Genomic DNA, 18,636 nt, shown 5'->3' with positions numbered 1-18,636 from the left:
CGCGATTACCCCGCTGGCGGCGAACGGCTATAATTCGCCGTTTTTGAGGCGAGGCGGGCCTGCAGCGGCCTCGCGAAACCCCGGCGAACCCCTGGTTACGCCCTGTACAGAGGCTTTACCTGTGTCCCTCACCGTCCTTGGCCTGTCCGGCGCCCTCAGCCACGATCCCTCCGCCGCGCTCTACATCGACGGCAAGCTGATCGCCGCGGTGGAAGAAGAACGCTTCGTGCGCGACAAGCATGCCAAGAACCGCATGCCCTACGAGTCGGCCAAGTTCTGCCTGGAGCAGGCCGGGATCACCCCCGCCGACGTCGACGTGGTGGCCATTCCCTATGCGCCCATCAGCCTGTTCGGCGAGGCCCGCTGGCACTACGCCAAGCGCTACGCCTACGCCCCGGATCGCGCGCTGGACGCCATCCTGTTCGGCAATCGCCGCTACCACCGCTACAAGAAGCGCATCGAATGGTGCCTGGTTCAGCTCGGCTTCGACCTGAAGAAGGTCAAGCTCGAGGCCGTCGAGCACCACCTGGCCCACGCCTCCAGTGCCTATCATTGCTCGGGTTTCAGCGAGAAGACCGCCATCCTCGGCATCGATGGCAAGGGCGAGTACGCCACCACCTTCTTCGGCTACGGCGAGAACGGCAAGATCCACAAGATCAAGGAGTTCTACGATCCGGACTCCCTGGGCGGCCTCTATGGGGCCCTCACCGAATTCCTCGGCTTCGAGATGCTCGACGGCGAATTCAAGGTCATGGGCATGGCGCCCTATGGCGATGCCAGCAAGTACGATTTCTCGCGCCTGGCGAAATTCGAGAACGGCGAGTTGATCATCAATACCGACTACGCCAACGTCATCGGCTTCCGCCGCTACAAGGAAAAGGGCAAGGGCTACTACTTCTCGCCCAAGCTCATCGAGTGGCTGGGGCCCAAGCGCGAAGGCGACATCGCCGACGATCCCTACATCCACTACGCCGCCAGCATGCAGGCCCTGTTCGAGAAGCTGGCGCTGGAGATGATGGACTACTACCTGGGCGACATCATCAAGCAGACCGGCAAGCTCGCCTTCGCCGGTGGTTGCGCGCTCAACGTCAAGCTCAACCAGAAGATCATCGCTCGTCCCGAGGTCAAGGAGCTGTTCGTCCAGCCCGCCTCGGGCGACGCCGGTACCGCCGTGGGTGCGGCGGCCTACGTCTCCCATGCCCGCGGCGTGCCGGTGGAAAAGATGGAACACGTCTATCTCGGCCCCGGCTACAGCAACGAAGACGTCATCGCCGCCTGCGCCCGCCATCCCAACGCCCCGAAATGGCAGAAGATCGACGAGATGCCCCGGCGCATCGCCGAGATCATGGTGGCCGGCAATCCGGTGGCCTGGTTCCAGGGTCGTTTGGAATTCGGTCCGCGCGCCCTCGGCGGCCGCTCCATCATCGGCTGCCCCAGCGTGCCGGGCGTTGCCGACCGCATCAACGCCCAGATCAAATTCCGCGAGCGCTGGCGGCCGTTCTGCCCGTCGATGCTCGACACCGTGGCCCCGCAGATGCTCAAGGTCGATCATCCCTCGCCCTTCATGACCTTTACCTTCGAGGTCAACGAGGAGTGGAAGAGCCGGGTGCCCGAAGTGGTCCACGAAGACGGCACCTCCCGTGCCCAGGTTCTGGAGCGCCGCCACAATCCGCGCTGGTACGACCTGATGCTGGAGCTGGAAAAGCTCACCGGCAACGGCGTCTCGCTCAACACCTCGCTCAACCGTCGTGGCGAACCCATGGTCTGCTCGCCCACCGATGCCCTGAACATGTTCTACGGCTCGGACCTGCAGTACCTGATCATGGAAGACATCCTGGTGGTCAAGGAGGGCGCCGGCCTATGACGCGTTCCGCCGAACCGCGGGTGCTGCAGTTCTGTCACGGCTACGACGGTCCCTTCCTCGACTGCGCCCGCCAGACCGCCAGCCTCTTCGCGGGCAGCGGCTATCGCGTCACCACGGTGTTCCTCACCGGCGCCGCCGATAGCGAGGTGGCGGCCGGCTGTGGCAGCGACGAGGTGCTGTTCCTCGAGTACTCCTCGCGGGACGTGCGCGGCCTCAAGCTCGGCGCCATCCAGGCGCTGCGCGAGATCGTCCGCTCGCGGGGCATCCGCTTCGTCATCGCCCATCGCTTCAAGCCGATCTGGATCGCCTGCCTGGCCACCAATTTGCCGGTGATCGGCGTCCACCATGCCTTTGGCGACTACGACCGGCTCGGTCGGCGGCTGTTCGCCAAGCTGATGAGCAAGCGCCTGAGCCTGCTGGCCGTTTCCGACGCGGTGCGCGACGAGATCCGCCAGCGGCTCAAGGACTGGCCGGCCGAACGCATCGAGACCCTCCACAATCGCCTGGACGTCGAGACGGTGGAGCGCGAGTTGCTGCCGGCCGATCAGGCCCGCGCCGAGCTCAAGCTGCCCCAGGACGCCTGGATCGTCGGCAACGTCGGCCGCCTGCACCCGGACAAGGACCAGGCCACCCTGCTGCGTGGCTTCGCCGCCGCCTTACCGACCCTGCCGAACAATGCCCTCTTGGCCATCCTCGGCAAGGGCCGCCTGGAAGACGACCTCAAGGACCTGGCCCGCGAGCTGAACATCGCCGACAAGGTACTGTTCCTCGGTCAGGTGGAAGGCGCCCGGCGCTACTTCAAGGCCTTCGACGTCTTCGCCCTGAGTTCCGACCACGAGCCCTTCGGCATGGTCCTGCTGGAAGCCATGGCCGCTGGCGTGCCGCTGATCGCCACTGCCTGTGGCGGCGCCCGGGAGATCGTCGAGGGGGTGGGCTTTCTCTTTCCGCTGGGCGATGCCGAAGCCCTCGGCCAGGGCCTGCAGCATCTCGGCCGCCTGGCACCGAGCCAGAGACGCGCCTGCGTCCAGCACATGCGCGAACGCCTGGCCGAACGCTTCTCCGACGAGGCCGTGCGCCGCGACTTCTGGCGGCTGCCCATGGTCGCCGCCTTCAAGGCCCCGGCGCCGTGAAAGTCCTGTTCCTGGTCCAGAAGGAACAACGCATCCTGCTGGACCACTTCTATGCCAGCATCGCAGCCCATTGCGACTGCGACCTGCGCTGGCTGAGCGACGAAGAGCAGGCCGATCTGCGCGGCTATTTCCGCCGCGCCGTACCCCAACCCGAGCAATACGACCGCATCCTGCTGTTTCTCCGCTTCAAGAAGCAGCTCAAGCAGATTTCTTTCATTCGAACCTTGCCCAATCTGGTCGAGCTGGAACACGACGCCTACCAGAACTTCATCCCCTGCAAGTACACCGGCAAATTCAGCCGCTACTACCAGGCCATCCCCCATGTCCGGGTGCTGGTCTCGGGAGCCGGCGTGGCGCGGCGGCTACAGGAGGAGGGGGTGGATGCCGTCTTCGTGCCCAAGGGCTACGACGACAGCCGCCTGCGTGACCTGGGCCTTGCGCGCGACATCGAACTGGGCTTCGTCGGCAGTCTGGGCAGCGTGGCCTACAGCGGGCGCAAGCAACTGCTGGAAGACCTGGCCAAGGTCGAGCCGCTGCTGATCACCAAGACCCGCTCGGGTGACGAATACCTGCAGACCCTCAATCGCATCCGCTTCTTCGTCGGTGCCGATGTCGGCATGGGCGAATACATGATCAAGAATTTCGAGGCCATGGCCTGCGGCTGCGTGCTCTTCACCTACGACCAGGGCGAGGAAGAGAACCGCGCGCTGGGGTTCGAAGACGGCGTCAACGTGGTGCTCTATCGCTCGCTGGACGAATTGCGGGAAAAACTTGCCGCACTGCGCGCGGATCCCGCGCACGCCTCAGCCATCGCCCGGGCCGGAGAGGCTCTGGCGCGTCACTCTTTCGCCTTCGGCCACTTGGGGGAACGCGTGGTTTCGGCTATAACCCCAGCGCTGCGGCCAGCGGTCGCACCGGGGTTCCTGCAACGCCTGCTGGCCAGGCTGGGACGCTGATGCGGTACGCAAGGCCAAGCTTTCGACTCACCTGGCAGAAAGGGTAGAACGTGCAGTTTTCCGCCGACAGCGACATTTCCCTGGTCGTCACCAGTTGCGGACGCTTCGAGCTGCTCACGCAGACGCTGGCGACCTTCGACGAATTCAACACCGCGCCCATTCGCCGGGTCTTCATCACCGAGGATTCCGGTGACGAGCGGGTACGCGACTGCATCCCGGCGCACTGGCGCGAACATACCGAATTCATCGTCAACAATCCCAAGCTCGGCCAGATGCGCAGCGTCGACGCCGCCTACGCCCGGGTCGAGACGAGCTGGATCTTCCACTGCGAAGACGACTGGGCCTTCTACCGTCCCGGCTTCGTCGAGGACTCCCAGGCACTGCTGGAGGCCGATCCCCAGGCATTACAGGTGTGGCTGCGCAGCCATGCCCATGACCTGGCGATCCATAGCCCCTATGTCTATCTCAAGCCGCGGCAGGTACAGGCCGGCATCGCCTTTTACGAGGTCGGCTCGCACAAGCCCGAATGGCAGGGCTTCTCCTTCAATCCCGGCCTGCGGCGGCGTGCCGACTACCTACTGCACGCCCCCTATGGCGAACTGACCGGCGAGAAGGAACTCTCGCGCCGCTATGCCGACGAAAGCCGGCATGCGCTGATCCTGGAAAACGACGCCGTGCTGCACACCGGCTTCGGCCAGCACGTGGTCAGTGACAAGGATCGCAGCGACAAGCGCAAGCGCCGGCGCATGGAGCGCATCAAACTGGCGCTGGCCTTCCTGGTCGGCGCACTCCTCGGAGCCCTCTTGTGGTGACACCCGTGCTCGATCGGCTGCAGCAGAGCCGCTATTTCACCCTGGCGGTACTGGTGTTCATGGCCGCCTATCTGTGCATTCCCGTGGCGAAGTGGATCAACAGCTTCTACTACGCGGCCATTGCCCTGCCGGCATTGATCCTCTTCGTCCTCCGTCCACGGCTGATCGATTGGCGCTCGCCGCTGCTGCTGCTCTGGCTGGTGTTCCTCGCCTGGTTCATCGTGCCGGGCGCGCGGGCGGAGGAGGGGATGTTCTTCAAGCACATCCTCTATGTGCTGCTGTTCGTGCTGATCGTAGCCTGCCTGGTGGATGGCGACTTCTTTCGCCGACCGGGCCTGGTGCGCCTGGCTTTCTGGATCCTCTGTGCCTATGCGGTGGGTTCCAGCCTGGTCTTCTGGCTCACCGGTCACTATGCCGTGGGCCAGCGGGTCATCCATTTGCCGGGGCGGATCTCCAACCCCATCTATGTGAGCATCTGGCTGGTCTGCCTGGGCGGCCTCGCCGTGCCCACCTGGATTCGCGAGCGGCGCTGGGGCGAGCTGCTGGCCGCCGTGGTGATCAGCATCGTCGGGATCTCCTTCGCCCTGCAGACCCGCACCGGGCTGGTGGGCATCGTCTTCCTGGCCGCCCTGGGCGTGCTCTTCGCCTTTCCGCGTTTTCCGCTGCGGACCCTGGCCTTCGTCATCCTGGTCAGCGCCCTGATCGCCGGGGTGGTCGAGGTGGTGCACACCGAGGCCTGGTTCGTCTCCTTCTGGGGACGGGCGGATTCCGGTCGTATCGAGCTGTTCCACTTCATGATCAAGGATTGGGAAGGCTGCGGTTGGTGGCTGGGCTGCGGCCTGGGTTACCAGAGCCATGACCTCCTGCATGGCACCGAAGCCATCCAGCATCCGCACAACATCTTCGTCTCCCTGGGCATCTACACCGGGCTGGTGTCGCTGCTGATCTTCGCTGTGCTGATGCTGGCCACCCTGGGCGCCGCGCTGCGTAATCGCGATCCCTGGGGGCTCTACCTGGCGGTGGCGCTGCTGATGCTCAATTTCGACGGCGCCAAGCTGATCGGCAATCCGGACGAGTTGTGGCCACTGGTATTGCTGCCGGCGGCAATGATCGTCGGCGCCGAGGTACAGCGACGGCGCAAACTGGCGTTGGCTCAGGCACTGCCAGGCTAGTCCTGTAGCTGGCGGTCGAGGTCACGCCAGTCCAACGGCTGGCGGCAGGCCTCGGCATAGGCACGCAGGAAGGGCTCGCGGCCGGGCTGGAACAGCCAGTCGCGGTCTTCGCTGTAGCGCAGCAGGTGATGGAAGTTGCGCACCCGCAGGCGCAGCGGCAGGCGGCGGGCGTGGCAGCGCAGATCGGCGATGTCGATCAGGCCCAGCTCGCCGTTGGGGGTCAGCACCACGTTGCCCAGGTGCAGGGAGCGGAAGTAGACGCCACTGTCGTGCAGGCGGGCGATGAAACGACCCAGCACCGGACGCAGTGCCTCCGCCTCATCCGAGTCGCGCAATTGGCGCAAGGTGTTGCCGGGTAGCGGGCTGTAATGGACCACATCGCGCTGCAGCGAAGCGGCGCGATAGACCTCCAGCACCTGTGGACAGGGAATGCCGCGCGCGGCCAGTTGGCGGGCGTTGTCGGCAAAGCGCTGGGCGTAGGGGAACAGGGCGGCCGAGGTCAGCAGCCGTTTGCGGCGGAACAGCTTGAGATAGCTGCCATCGGTGAGGCGCAGGACCTTGTCGCCATGGTGATCGGCTTCCACTACCTGGGCGGCGTCGCGCAGTTCGAGATAGCGCGAATGTTCGAGAGGCTTCATGCAGGACCCGTCAACGTCAGGGCGTGCATGTTACCCGAAGGTGGCAAGCTGTGAAGTGACCCTTACGCCCTATCCCGCTGCTTGTTGTTAGAATCTGATTTTTGCCGGCACCTTTACATGCGCCCAACACGTCAACTCCTGTACTTCGTCTATGGCGGTGCTCAGGCCTATCGGCAGGAGCTGAAGTTCAGCCTGCTGAGCGTGCTGCATTGGCGGCAGCAGCAGGATATTGCCATCCGTATCGTGACCGACCGGCCGCAGGACTATCGCGGCTGGCCGGTCGAGCCGTTGCCCATCGAGGGGGCCACCCTGAAGGAGTGGCAGGGCCAGCATGGTTACCTCCACCGCAGCAAGGCCTGCGCCATCGCCTGGGCGCTGCCCAGGGCGGACAAGACCCTGTTCCTCGACAGCGATACCGTCGTCCAGGCGCCACTGGCGCCCTTGTTCGACGGGATCGATGACCAGCGCTGCGTGATGGATGTGGAGGAGTGGCGCTGGCGCAAGGCCCGGGAGCGGCCCGAGTTCGCCCGCTTCGCCGCGACCCTGGCCGAGCGGCGGCAAGAGCCGGCGGAGGATACGCGGCTCTACAACAGTGGCGTTTGCGGGCTGGCGCGGACCCATCTGGCCCGGGTCGAGCGGGCCATCGCCCTGATCGACGACTGGCGCGGCCATGACGACGAGGTCCATACCCTGGAGCAGATCGCCCTGTCGTTCAGTCTGGCCGACCTGACCATCACCCAGGCGCGGGGCGCCATCCGCCACTACTACGCGGAAAAACGCTTTCTGCACTTCATGCTGGCGCACTTCTTCGAGCGCTATGGCGAAGACTACTCGTCGGAGTTGCGCCGCCACTGGCAGGAAGTGCCCCTGACCAAGCCGCTGCCCGATGTCTGGACCCGGCTGCGGGTGAAGTGGCAACTGGTCGGGCTGGACAAGCAGCGGGCCAGTCTGGGGCGCAAGCTGCTCTATGGCTGCCTGGCCCCCCAGGACAGCTACGCCCAGGCCTGTCGCCACGTCTGGTGGGAACGGGCGCTGAGCGAGCGCCTGGGCGGCGGCGATCGCCAGGCCTTCGCCGAAGGCATCTGGCCGGACGACCTGCCACGTCCGCATCTGGCCGACGAAGCCGGCGCGGCGCTCGACTATCTGCGCACGCGGGTGCGCGGCTAGCATCCCTTCAGGAATCTCTGCATGCGAACGCTCTTTCTCGTCGTCCTCTACGGCTTGCGCCCCCGGGATTCGGCCACCTTGCGCAGCTTGCTGGCCCAGCCCGTCGCCAGCCTGCCAGAGGGCAGCGCCCTGCTGGTCTGGAACAACGGCCCCCAGGCTCTGGACGAGGCGGAGCGTCAGACCCTGCTGGCCACGCCGGGCTGGGCGCAGGTGCTCATCGAGGAAGACCTCGGCAATCCGCCGCTGAGTCGGGTCTACAATCAGGCGTTGCGCCTCGGCCCCGAGCGGCTGGTGATCTTCGATCAGGACACCGTGGTGGACGAGCGCTATCTGCAGGCGCTTGGGCGGGAGGCCGAATTGCTGGTCCCGCTGGTGCTGGGCGCGGGGGCCATCCGCTATCCCCACCAGTACAAGCAGGTGGTGACCAGCGAGGGTCCGCTGGATCCCCAGGCCACCGTCACCATCAGCTCCGGCCTGTGCCTGTCACGAGGCCTGGCCCAGCGCCTCGCCGCGCGCCATGGCGACGTCTTCGACGAGCGTTTCGCCCTCTATGGGGTCGATGTTTCCTTCTTCCTGCGGGTGCAGGAGCTGGCGCGGGAGGAGTCGGTCGACTTGCTCTGCGCCGGAGTGCTGGATCACTCGCTGTCCGAGTTGGAGCAAGAGACCCCCGCCCAGCGGCGCTTCCGCGACATCGAGAAGTTCTATGTCGCCCTGCTGCTGCGCCTGCACTACAAGGGCGCCTCCCGCGGCAAGGTGCTGCGCTACCTGGGGCGGCAGCTGCTGGGCAATCGTCTCTATCTGTATGGCGTGCTGCCGCAGATGCTAAGGACCGTCTTCAGCGGGCGCCATCCCCGGGCGTAAGACTGGGTAGCGGACGGATCACCGCCTCATGGCGGCTGTAGTAGAGACTGTCGGCCGGGATGTCGCGCATCACCAGGGCACCGGCCCCGACCACGGCGTTGTCGCCGATGGTCAGGTGGTCACCGACGATACAGACGTGAGCCCCCAGGCTGACGTTGTCGCCGATGAAGATGCCGACCAGCCGCGCCGGATCGTCGCTCTTGATGCCGATGGTGGTGTGCTGGCGGATCATCACGTTGCGCCCGATCACCGCCAGGTTGGAGACGCAGATGCCCATGCGATGGGGCAGGCGCAGCCCGGGCCCGATGCGCGCGCCCAGCAGGATCTCGATATTGTGCCGGCGGATCAGCCGGCGATTGAGCCGCTCGGCCAGCTTGCGGTAATTGAGCAGGCCGCGTGGGCGGCAGTAGAGGAACTGGGCCAGGCGATACCAGAACAGAAAGCTCGGGCTCTCGCCGGCCATCACGCGGCGGAGCAGGCGCTTGAGGCGCAGCGGCTTGCCGGGCGCATCCAGCACCTCCAGGCGCCAGTAGTCCTTGAGTTCGGCGAAGGTGGCGATGAGCGGTGGCATGACAGGCGTTCCGGAGCAGGGGGAGGGCAAGCCTAGCGGAAAATCCCCTGGCTGGGTCAGCCGCAGGTGCGTGTTAACATGGCGCTTTTGCGTCACGACGAGACCATGAGCCAAGACTCCCCTGCGCAGACTTCCAGCCTGAAGATCTATTTCCGCCTGCTCGGTTACGTGCGGCCCTACATCGGCATGTTCGCCCTGAGCATCATCGGCTTCCTGATCTTCGCCTCCACCCAGCCGATGCTGGCCGGCATCCTCAAGTACTTCGTCGATGGCCTGAACAATCCCAACGCCGCCATGTTTCCCGGTTGGCCAATCATCGGCGGGCTGCATCTGGTCGCGGCGGTGCCGCTGATGATCATCCTGATCGCCGCCTGGCAGGGCGTCGGTTCCTTTCTCGGCAACTACTTCCTGGCGCGGGTTTCCCTGGGGCTGGTACACGACCTGCGGGTGGCGCTGTTCAACCACATGCTGCGCCTGCCCAATCGCTATTTCGACGCCAACAACTCGGGCCACCTGATCTCGCGCATCACCTTCAATGTCACCATGGTCACCGGCGCCGCCACCGAGGCGATCAAGGTGGTGATCCGCGAGGGCATGACGGTGGTCTTCCTGTTCGCCTCGCTGCTGTGGATGAACTGGAAGCTGACCCTGGTGATGGTGGCCATCCTGCCGCTGATCGCCCTGATGGTGACCAGCGCCAGCCGCAAATTCCGCAAGCAGAGCAGCAAGATCCAATCGGCCATGGGCGACGTCACCCACATTACCTCCGAGGCCATCCAAGGCTACCGGGTGGTGCGCAGCTTCGGCGGCGAGCGCTACGAGCAGCAGCGCTTCCTCGACTCCAGCACGGCCAACACCGACAAGCAACTGACCATGACCAAGACCGGTGCGGTCTATACGCCCATGCTGCAACTGGTGATCTATTCGGCCATGGCCGTATTGATGTTCCTGGTGCTGTGGCTGCGCGGGAGCGCCTCCGCCGGTGATCTGGTCGCCTACATCACCATGGCCGGCCTGCTGCCCAAGCCGATCCGTCAGCTTTCCGAGGTCAGCTCCACCATCCAGCGCGGCGTGGCCGGGGCGGAAAGCATCTTCGAGCAACTCGACGAACCCGCCGAGCGCGATGAAGGCCGCGAAGAGCGCGAGCGCGTCCAGGGTCGCCTGGAGGTGCGCAACCTGACCTTCCATTATCCGGGCACCGACAAGGCCGTGCTGGAAGGCATCGACTTCGTCGCCGAGCCGGGCCAGATGGTGGCCCTGGTGGGCCGCTCGGGCAGTGGCAAGTCGACCCTGGCCAATCTCATTCCGCGCTTCTACCAGCACGAGCAAGGCAAGATCCTGCTCGATGGCCTGGAGATCCAGGACTACCGGTTGAGCAACCTGCGCCGGCACATCGCCCTGGTGACCCAGCACGTCACCCTGTTCAACGACAGCGTCACCAACAACATCGCCTATGGCGATCTGGCCGGGGCGCCCATGGAGCAGGTCAAGGCGGCGGCCGAAGCGGCCTATGCCGACGAATTCATCCAGCGCCTGCCGCAGCAATACGACACCCAAGTCGGCGAGAACGGGGTTCTGCTCTCCGGCGGCCAGCGCCAGCGCCTGGCCATCGCCCGGGCGCTGCTGAAGAACGCGCCGCTACTGATCCTCGACGAGGCCACCTCGGCGCTGGATACCGAATCCGAGCGCCACATCCAGGCGGCGCTGGATCGCGTCATGCAGGGGCGTACCACCCTGGTGATCGCCCACCGCCTCTCGACCATCGAGAAAGCCGACCTGATCCTGGTGATGGACCACGGGCGCATCGTCGAGCGCGGCAGCCACAGCGAACTGCTGGCGCTGAACGGTTACTACGCGCGCCTGCACGCCAAGCAATTCGAGGAGGTCGCGCCGCCGGCGCCGACGATCGAATGCTGAACCGACTGCGTTTCTGGCGTGAGCGCGGCTGGACCTCGATTTCCGCCGCCGACTATGCCGCCACCTGGCAGCGTTACGGCGGCAGCGTCGCCACCCACCCTGAGGTAGTGGCCCGACTGGCCGAGCTGGCCGGTATCCCGGTGCGCTACCTGGGCTGGCCCGGCGAGGACGGCTGGCAGGCCGCGGTGCCCTGCTGGGGCCGCGAGCTGGCATTGTCCCGCGCGGTGCTGAAGAAGCGCCGCCAGCGCGCCCTGTTCGACCTGGGCAATGCCGAGATCATCCTGCCCGCCGCACCGGGCGCGGCCGCCCATCTGCGCCAGCGCGCCCGCTACCTGTCGCCGCTGTGTGACGAGCGCTTCGCCGGTCTGCGCCGGCAGAGCGAAGAACTGGCGATGCTCCGCGAACCGGAGGCCTGGTCGAAGAAATTCCGCTACAACCAGCGCCGCGAGCAACGTCTTTTCGAGGATGCCGGTGGCCGCGCCGTCCCCATGGCCGAACTGGACAGTGCCGAGCAGGCACGTATCTATGCCCAATTGTTCGAGGCGCGCTGGGGCTTCGAGGTGCCGGGCAAGGCGCGGCTGGCCGAGGTATTCGCCCTGCTGCGGGACTTCATGACCGGTTCGGTGCTCATGCTCGGCGAGCGGCCGGTGGCCATCCAGGTGCTCTACCGGGTGGAGGCGTCGCAGTGGATCAGCGTCGAATACGTCAACGGCGGCGTCGATCCCAGCTGCAGCGACCTCAGTCCGGGCAGCGTCCTCACCTATCTGAATACCCAGGCCGCCTGGCAGGATGCCCGTGCCCTGGACAAGGCGCTGCGCTATTCCTTCGGTCGCGCCGACCGCGACTACAAGGATCGCTGGTGCCACCGCGTCACCGTCTTCGAGAGCTGAGATGACCGCCCGCAAACAAGCCCTGCTCAAACGCCATCGCCGCCACAAGCGCCTGGCCCTGCTGGTCATCGCCGTGGTCCTCTTCGGCTGCCTGCTGCTGGGCCCCTGGTGGAGCGCGCCATTGCTGGCGGTGCTGGTCTGGCTGGCGCATGAGGCCTGGTTCGCTGATCACCTCTTCTATTCCCCGCGCGACAGCTACAGCTACCAATTTCCCGCCGACACCCTGGTCCTGGGGCTGCATCTGCAGCAGGGCCGGCTGGCGGCGGTGGAGTTACCGCCGGGCGAGCTGACGCTGTTCCTGGAGTGCCGCCTGCGCGCCAGCTGGCTCGGCCGGTTGCTCGATCCCCAGGTGCGCCTGCGGGCGGGCGACGACAGCGATCGCCAGGACTTCGAACGCGGTGTGGCCGGACGCCGCTACGTCAACCTCAGCGGCTATGCCGAGGCCCTGCGCCGCGGCGAGCTGCAGCTCTGGACGCGTTTCTGCCGCCTGCAGGGCGAGTTGCGCCTGCATGTCTTCGCCCAGCCGGACTTCAGCAGCAAGCGCGTGATGGTCATCGCCCCTCACGCCGACGATGCCGAGTTGGCCGCCTTCGGCCTCTACAGCCAGGCACCGGAGACCAGCATCGTCACCCTGACCCAGGGCGAGATCGAGGCCGAGCACTACCAGCGCCTTGGCCTCGACCGCCAGGCTGCCGCCCGGCTCAAGGGCCGACTACGCACCTGGGACAGCCTGGTCACGCCACTCTGGGGTGGGGTACTGCCGGAGCGCTGCTTCCAACTGGGTTACTACTGCCTGCAGTTGCCGGCGATGCGCCAGGCGCCGGATCAGGCCTGCGGCTCCCGCGAGTCCGGCGAAGCTGATATCCGCAGCGCACGCCGCTTCAATGCCATCGAATTACCCGGAGACGCCGACGGTGCTCCCAACTGGCGCAACCTGGTGGCCGACCTGGTGGCGCTGCTGGAGCATTTCCGTCCCGAGGTGGTGGTGCTACCGCACCCGGAGATCGATCCCCATGCCGACCATGTGGCCAGCACCCAGGCCCTGCGCGAGGCCATGGTGGCGAGTCAGTGGCAGCCCGAGTTCGAATTGCTCTACGCCAACCACCTGCACGACAACGACCGCTGGCCCATGGGCCCGGCCGAGGGCGGTATCGCCCTGCCGCCAGCCATAGAGACACCCGCACCCCTGGTGCCCTGGAGTCCCCTGCTGACCCCCGCGCGCCGGCTGGACAAGGCCATGGCCCTGGGCCTGCAGCACGACCTGCTGGTGCCGCTGCCGGCCAAGAAGCGCCTGCGCCGGGCCATCCAGTGGCTGCTGGCCGGGCGTCGCTGGCCGCGCACGGGGGAAGACGAGTTTTTCCGCAAGGCGGTGCGCCGCCACGAGCTGTTCTGGATCAATCGCCGCCTGCCCTGAGCCCGGCCTTTCCCGCTGGCAGGCGCTTCCGGGGCGCCTGGAACGCTATGGTATGATCGCCGCCATTTTCGCGCTTTGGAGCCTGTCCCTATGAAGCTGACCATGCCTCGCTTCGATCTCGCGCCGGTCCTGGTGGTCGGCGACGTGATGCTCGACCGCTACTGGCACGGCACCACCTCGCGGATTTCCCCCGAGGCGCCGGTACCCGTGGTGCGGGTCGACCAGCACGAGGATCGTCCCGGTGGCGCGGCCAACGTCGCCCTCAACATCGCCGCCCTCGGCGCGCCGGCCTATCTGGTCGGCGTCACCGGCCAGGACGAAGCCGCCGATGCCCTCACCGACAGCCTGAGAGCCGCCCATGTGCAGGTACGCTTCCAGCGCATCGCCCAGCAGCCGACCATCGTCAAGCTGCGCATCATGAGTCGTCACCAGCAACTGATCCGCGTCGACTTCGAGGAACCCTTCGACACCGACGCCCAGGCGCTGGCCTCGGACACCGCGGCCATGCTGGCCGGGGTCAAGGTGCTGGTGCTCTCGGACTACGGCAAGGGCGCCCTGAAGAATCACCAGGCGCTGATCCAGTTGGCCAAGGCGCGCAACATTCCGGTGCTGGCCGATCCCAAGGGCAAGGATTTCTCCATCTATCGCGGTGCCAGCCTGATCACCCCGAACCTGTCCGAATTCGAGGCCATCGTCGGCGTCTGCGCCGACGATGCCGAGCTGGTGGCCAAGGGTAGCGAGCTGATGGCGCGACTGGACCTGGGCGCCCTGCTGGTGACCCGTGGCGAGCACGGCATGACCCTGCTGCGCCCCGGCCAGGCCGCGCTGCACCTGCCGGCCCGCGCCCGCGAGGTGTTCGACGTGACCGGCGCCGGCGATACCGTGATCTCCACCCTGGCCGCCGCCCTGGCGGCCGGCGAGGAGTTGCCCCAGGCCGTGGCCCTGGCCAATCTGGCGGCCGGCATCGTGGTCGGCAAGCTGGGCACCGCCGCCATCAGCGCCCCCGAGCTGCGCCGGGCGGTGCAACGCTCGGAAGGTTCCGAGCGCGGTGTCCTGACCCTGGAGCAGTTGCAACTGGCCATCGAGGATGCGCGCGCCCATGGCGAGAAGATCGTCTTCACCAACGGCTGCTTCGACATCCTCCACGCTGGTCATGTGACCTATCTGGAGCAGGCGCGCGCCCAGGGTGATCGCCTGATCGTGGCGGTCAACGACGATGCCTCGGTCACCCGCCTCAAGGGCCCGGGGCGGCCGATCAACAGCGTCGACCGGCGCATGGCGGTCTTGGCCGGTCTCGGCGCGGTGGACTGGGTCATCCCCTTCAGTGAGAACACCCCCGAGCGCTTGCTCGAACAGGTGCGGCCGGACGTGCTGGTAAAAGGCGGTGACTACAAGAGCGTCGAAGAGGTGGTCGGCGCCCAGATCGTGCAGGGCTACGGCGGCGAGGTACGCATCCTCGGCCTGGTGGAGAACAGCTCCACCACCGCCATCGTCGAGCGCATCCGCAACCGCACCTGACGGCGGCCGCTCGGGTTAAGCTGGGCGCAGAACCGTTATGGAGCTGCGCCATGTCCTCGACGCCCCTGCTGATCCTTGGTACCCAGACCGATGGCCAACCCCTCGGTCATCCCCTCAAGCTCGCCAATCGCCACGGTTTGATCGCCGGCGCCACGGGCACCGGCAAGACCGTCACCCTGCAACGGCTTGCCGAAGCCTTCAGCGATGCCGGCGTCGCGGTCTTCGCCGCCGATATCAAGGGCGATCTCTGCGGCCTTGGCGCGGCGGGTACGCCCCAGGGCAAACTGGCCGAACGCATCGCCGCCCAAGGCCTGCCGCACCAGCCCCAGGCCTATCCGGTCACCCTCTGGGACGTCGATGGCCAGAGCGGCCATCCATTGCGGACCACCCTGAGCGAAATGGGCCCCTTGTTGCTGGGCAATCTGCTGGAGCTGACCGACAGCCAGCAAGCCGCCCTGCACGCCGCCTTCAAGCTGGCCGACCGTGAAGGCCTGCTACTGCTCGATCTCAAGGATCTCAAGGCGGTGCTCAATCACCTGCGCGAGCAACCCGAAGCCCTTGGCGAAGACCGCGCCCTGTTCACCGGTGCCTCGGCCCAGGCGCTGTTGCGCCGCCTGGCTACCCTGGAGCAGCAGGGCGCCGAGGCCTTCTTCGGTGAGCCGGCCTTGCAATTGGAAGACGTGCTGCGCCCCGAGGCCGATGGCCGCGGGCGCATCCATCTGCTCGACGCCAGTCGCCTGGTGCACGAGGCGCCCAAGGTCTATGCCACCTTCCTGATCTGGCTGCTGGCCGAACTCTTCGAGCAATTGCCCGAGCGTGGCGATGCCGACAAACCGGTGCTGGCGCTGTTCTTCGACGAGGCCCATCTGCTGTTCGGCGATACGCCCAAGGCATTGCGCGATCGCCTGGAGCAGGTGGTGCGGCTGATCCGTTCCAAGGGCGTCGGCGTCTATTTCGTCACCCAGTCGCCCGCCGATCTGCCGGACGACATCCTGGCCCAGCTGGGCCTGCGCATCCAACACGGCCTGCGCGCCTTCACCGCCAAGGAGCAGAAATCCCTACGCGCGGTGGCCGACGGCTTCCGCCCCAATCCGGCCTTCGACAGCCTGCAGGTGCTGACCGAACTGGGCATCGGCGAGGCGCTGGTGGGCAGCCTGGAAGACAAGGGTACCCCGGCCAAGGTCCAGCGCGTGGCCATAGCGCCACCGCAATCGCGGGTCGGTCCGCTGAGTGAGGCCGAGCGCCAGGCCTTGATCCGTCAATCACCCCAGGCGGGGCGCTACGACCGGGCGGTGGATCGCGAGTCGGCCTATGAAATCCTGCGTGATCGTCAAGCGAAGCGGGTACCGGAAGAGGCTCCCGCGCCAGCGAAATCGAAGGAGGGCGGGGCGCTGAGCGATCTGTTGGGTGAACTGGCCGGGCAGGCGCTCAAGACTGCCGCACGCCAGGCGGCCAATCAGCTGGGCCGGCAACTGGTGCGCGGGCTCTTGGGGTCGCTGCTGGGCAGCAAGCGCCGCTAGCCAGGCGGCAAAAAAAGACCCCGCCGAAGCGGGGTCTTTGCGTTTCACGCCGCCATTACATGCGCGGGGCGACCGGGTTGGCGTCGTTGGAGATGGTCACTTCCACGCGGCGGTTCAGGGCGCGGTCGGAGGCGTTGCTGTTGCTGGCGACCGGGAAGTTCTTGCCATAGCCACGGGTCTGGATGCGGCTCGGGTCCACACCGGCGCTGATCAGCGCGGTCTGGATGGCCTGGGCGCGGCGCTCGGACAGTTGCAGGTTGTAGGCATCGCCGCCGACATTGTCGGTGTAGCCCTCGACGATCACCTTGCGCTCGGGATTCTGCTTCAGGTAGTCGGCCAGTTTCTGCACATTGGCATAGCCCTGGGGCTTGAGTTCGGCCTTGTTGAAATCGAACAGCACGTTGCCGAAGGTCACCATGGTGCCGCGGTCGGTCTGCTTGGCCTGCAGGGCGTCCTGCAGTTGCTTGAGCTGGGCGGTACGGGCATCCAGGCGGGCCTGGGTACGTTCGGCGTCGACGTTCTGCATCTGGGCTTCGGTCATGCGCAGCTTGATGGTCTGCATGGCCGTTTGGATGCGCTGGTTGGTCAGGTAGGCCAGCTGGTCGACGGTCTTCTCGTTTTCACCGTCCTTATAGGCCTTCTCGGTCTTTTGCAGCCAGGTGCCGGCGTCCTTGGTTTCCAGGGCGGCCAGTTGGGCGGCCTGCGGCTGGGATTCCAGGGCGGAGTAATCGGCCTTGGCCTTTTCCAGATTGGGGTTGGGCGGTGTGGAGCAGGCGGCCAGGGCCAGGCTGAGCAGCGACACGGCAGGGATCAGAATGTGTTTACGCATGATGGTCATCCTTTGAATTCGTGGAGGTAAGAACGAGCGGGTCGCTTACTGCTGGACCTTCTTCTGCAGGTTCTGCTGGAGCTGCAGGTTGATCTGACCTTCCTCACGGATTTGCTGGATGCTGTTCTGGGCATCCTTGAGTGCTGCTTCGGCCTTGGCGGCCTGGGTCTTGCGGGTAGCCAGGCGAGCGTCCCATTCAGCCTGCTCGGCCAGCTGCTTGGCTTCGGCGTACTTCTCGTTGGAGAGCGCGGTCTGGGCCTGGGCCCACTTGTCCTGCGCCGACTTGGTCTCGATGGGGGCATATTGGTTGCCACCAGAGCTGACGGCTTCGTTGACGGCGGACTGAGTCACGGCCATCTGCGCGGTCGGCGGATTGCCGGCGCAACCGGCCAGCAACAGCGAGCTGCCCAGCGCAAGGGCTGCGAGTTTCAGGGTGCAGGCTTTGGAAAAAGACGGTTGGGCAGTGGCACTCTTCATGGATTCAAGCTCCGTTATTTATCCGAAAAGCACGCCGCCGGCACGGGCAGGGCGGGCGCCTTGGTCAGCAAAAGCCGCATCTGGAAAAAGGTGCTTGCCCGTTCCGAAAGGTCCGTGGCGGGCGTTTGCAAACGTCCCCGTCCAGCGCTGCGGTCTGATCCTATGACCGCTCATCCGACAGGAATGTTCACGAGCTATCGAATTTCCGCTCATGGCAAAGCCCTTCGCAGAGCGGTAGCGCCGTAGGTAAGACTGCAGGTCGAGGCGCCTAGGGCTTTGTACGAAAAGTCGCCGAGCGAAGGTCAGGCGAGGCGAAAAACGCCGAGGAAGCGGAGTTTACGAGCGGTAAATGAGCATTCCGAGGCGTTTTTCAACGAAGCATCACCGAGCGCAGGTACTTTTCGTACAAAGCCTAGACGCCGTCCTCCGCCTGCAGTCGGTGCAGGTGTTTGCGCGCCAATTCGAGAAAGCGCGGCGTCGCTCCCGCGTCGGCATACAACGGATCGCCCAGTTCGTCGGTGGCCACCACTTCGCTGCCCTGCACATAGGGAAAGCTCGCTTCCAGTTCCTCGAAGGCCGCCGCCAGTAACTCACTCAGCAGGGCTTCCGGGGTGCGTTGGGGATAGAGTTCGCGCAAGGCTTCGAGCCGAGCCGCGGTTTCCAATTCCAGATTGAGGCTGTAGGTCCGGGTGGTGCTCGGAGTGGTGGCCTGCTGCTCCCATTGGTGGGCGAGTTCACGAATCTTCATAGGCATCTCCATTGGCGTTAGGCAAAGGTCGGATGGTCAGCCCGACCGGCTCTGTGCACCCTGCACTGACCGGGTCTTGCAACCCGCGTGACAAGGTGCTGTCCTCAGCCCTAGACCGCAGCCTTTGCCGCGAGGTCCGAACCGGTACTTTC

17 protein-coding genes are annotated in these 18,636 nt (G+C 65.9%); 12 read left to right on the top strand and 5 right to left on the bottom strand.

Annotation, left to right across the window (positions count from 1 at the left end; genetic code table 11):
- The first annotated feature begins 121 nt into the window (after positions 1 to 121).
- From FAZ11_RS02685 to FAZ11_RS02665, 5 genes are read left to right on the top strand one after another with little or no spacing between them, the layout of a single operon-like run.
- Positions 122 to 1,864 (top strand): carbamoyltransferase family protein, encoded by a 1,743-nt coding sequence (locus FAZ11_RS02685; RefSeq protein WP_058765271.1) that lies wholly within the window; start codon positions 122 to 124, stop codon positions 1,862 to 1,864.
- Positions 1,861 to 2,994, top strand: a complete 1,134-nt coding sequence (locus FAZ11_RS02680; RefSeq protein WP_058774229.1) for a glycosyltransferase — start codon at positions 1,861 to 1,863, stop codon at positions 2,992 to 2,994. The genes FAZ11_RS02685 and FAZ11_RS02680 overlap by 4 nt, the downstream gene beginning before the upstream one ends.
- Entirely contained in the window at positions 2,991 to 3,950 is a 960-nt protein-coding gene (locus FAZ11_RS02675) for a glycosyltransferase family protein (RefSeq protein WP_058774228.1), read from the top strand. The genes FAZ11_RS02680 and FAZ11_RS02675 overlap by 4 nt, the downstream gene beginning before the upstream one ends.
- Positions 3,951 to 4,000: 50 nt before the next feature.
- On the top strand, positions 4,001 to 4,762 hold the full coding sequence (locus FAZ11_RS02670) for a hypothetical protein (RefSeq protein WP_058774227.1): 762 nt from the start codon (positions 4,001 to 4,003) through the stop codon (positions 4,760 to 4,762).
- Positions 4,763 to 4,767: 5 nt separating this feature from the next.
- Positions 4,768 to 5,934, top strand: coding sequence for an O-antigen ligase family protein (locus tag FAZ11_RS02665; RefSeq protein ID WP_058774231.1), 1,167 nt, complete (start codon positions 4,768 to 4,770; stop codon positions 5,932 to 5,934).
- On the opposite strand, the gene FAZ11_RS02660 is transcribed toward FAZ11_RS02665, so the two are convergent.
- Positions 5,931 to 6,572, bottom strand: coding sequence for a lipopolysaccharide kinase InaA family protein (locus tag FAZ11_RS02660; RefSeq protein ID WP_058774226.1), 642 nt, complete (start codon positions 6,570 to 6,572; stop codon positions 5,931 to 5,933). The two genes, FAZ11_RS02665 and FAZ11_RS02660, sit on opposite strands and share 4 nt — an antisense overlap.
- Before the next feature lie 117 nt (positions 6,573 to 6,689).
- Between FAZ11_RS02660 and FAZ11_RS02655 the strand changes: the two genes are divergently transcribed.
- Together FAZ11_RS02655 and FAZ11_RS02650 are read left to right on the top strand one after the other, a co-directional pair.
- Positions 6,690 to 7,739: a glycosyltransferase family protein gene (locus FAZ11_RS02655; protein ID WP_058774225.1), complete on the top strand. Its 1,050-nt coding sequence runs from the start codon at positions 6,690 to 6,692 to the stop codon at positions 7,737 to 7,739.
- A gap of 21 nt (positions 7,740 to 7,760) precedes the next feature.
- Positions 7,761 to 8,600 (top strand): glycosyltransferase family protein, encoded by an 840-nt coding sequence (locus tag FAZ11_RS02650; RefSeq protein ID WP_058774224.1) that lies wholly within the window; start codon positions 7,761 to 7,763, stop codon positions 8,598 to 8,600.
- Here FAZ11_RS02650 and FAZ11_RS02645 read toward each other — a convergent pair.
- Positions 8,575 to 9,171, bottom strand: a complete 597-nt coding sequence (locus FAZ11_RS02645; protein WP_058774223.1) for a serine acetyltransferase — start codon at positions 9,169 to 9,171, stop codon at positions 8,575 to 8,577. The two genes, FAZ11_RS02650 and FAZ11_RS02645, sit on opposite strands and share 26 nt — an antisense overlap.
- Before the next feature lie 105 nt (positions 9,172 to 9,276).
- Between FAZ11_RS02645 and msbA the strand changes: the two genes are divergently transcribed.
- The 5 genes from msbA (at position 9,277) to FAZ11_RS02620 (ending at position 16,430) form a co-directional block, all read left to right on the top strand.
- Positions 9,277 to 11,088 (top strand): lipid A export permease/ATP-binding protein MsbA, encoded by a 1,812-nt coding sequence (msbA, locus tag FAZ11_RS02640; protein WP_058768302.1) that lies wholly within the window; start codon positions 9,277 to 9,279, stop codon positions 11,086 to 11,088.
- Positions 11,082 to 11,978 (top strand): GNAT family N-acetyltransferase, encoded by an 897-nt coding sequence (locus FAZ11_RS02635; protein WP_058774222.1) that lies wholly within the window; start codon positions 11,082 to 11,084, stop codon positions 11,976 to 11,978. Before msbA ends, FAZ11_RS02635 begins: the two co-directional genes overlap by 7 nt.
- A gap of 1 nt (position 11,979) precedes the next feature.
- On the top strand, positions 11,980 to 13,392 hold the full coding sequence (locus tag FAZ11_RS02630; protein ID WP_058774221.1) for a PIG-L deacetylase family protein: 1,413 nt from the start codon (positions 11,980 to 11,982) through the stop codon (positions 13,390 to 13,392).
- A 90-nt stretch (positions 13,393 to 13,482) separates the two neighbouring features.
- The gene (hldE, locus tag FAZ11_RS02625) at positions 13,483 to 14,910 is read left to right on the top strand and encodes a bifunctional D-glycero-beta-D-manno-heptose-7-phosphate kinase/D-glycero-beta-D-manno-heptose 1-phosphate adenylyltransferase HldE (protein WP_058765260.1); all 1,428 of its coding nucleotides are present in this window, start codon (positions 13,483 to 13,485) and stop codon (positions 14,908 to 14,910) included.
- A gap of 50 nt (positions 14,911 to 14,960) precedes the next feature.
- Complete coding sequence (locus tag FAZ11_RS02620) at positions 14,961 to 16,430, top strand: helicase HerA-like domain-containing protein (protein ID WP_058774220.1); 1,470 nt, start codon at positions 14,961 to 14,963, stop codon at positions 16,428 to 16,430.
- A 55-nt stretch (positions 16,431 to 16,485) separates the two neighbouring features.
- On the opposite strand, the gene lptF is transcribed toward FAZ11_RS02620, so the two are convergent.
- From lptF to FAZ11_RS02605, 3 genes are all read right to left on the bottom strand, one after another.
- Positions 16,486 to 17,259, bottom strand: a complete 774-nt coding sequence (lptF, locus tag FAZ11_RS02615) for a lipotoxin F family OmpA-related lipoprotein LptF (protein WP_058765277.1) — start codon at positions 17,257 to 17,259, stop codon at positions 16,486 to 16,488.
- A 45-nt stretch (positions 17,260 to 17,304) separates the two neighbouring features.
- A complete protein-coding gene (locus FAZ11_RS02610) occupies positions 17,305 to 17,736 on the bottom strand; it encodes a DUF4398 domain-containing protein (protein WP_058774219.1) in 432 nt (143 codons plus the stop codon).
- A 412-nt stretch (positions 17,737 to 18,148) separates the two neighbouring features.
- Positions 18,149 to 18,484, bottom strand: a complete 336-nt coding sequence (locus FAZ11_RS02605) for a hypothetical protein (RefSeq protein WP_058765254.1) — start codon at positions 18,482 to 18,484, stop codon at positions 18,149 to 18,151.
- Positions 18,485 to 18,636: the final 152 nt, after the last annotated feature.

It is taken from the genome of Pseudomonas rhizoryzae (assembly GCF_005250615.1).
Lineage (GTDB): Bacteria > Pseudomonadota > Gammaproteobacteria > Pseudomonadales > Pseudomonadaceae > Chryseomonas > Chryseomonas rhizoryzae.
The sequence above is the reverse complement of the archived record's forward strand: the minus strand, read 5'-3'. Positions and strand labels throughout refer to the sequence as shown.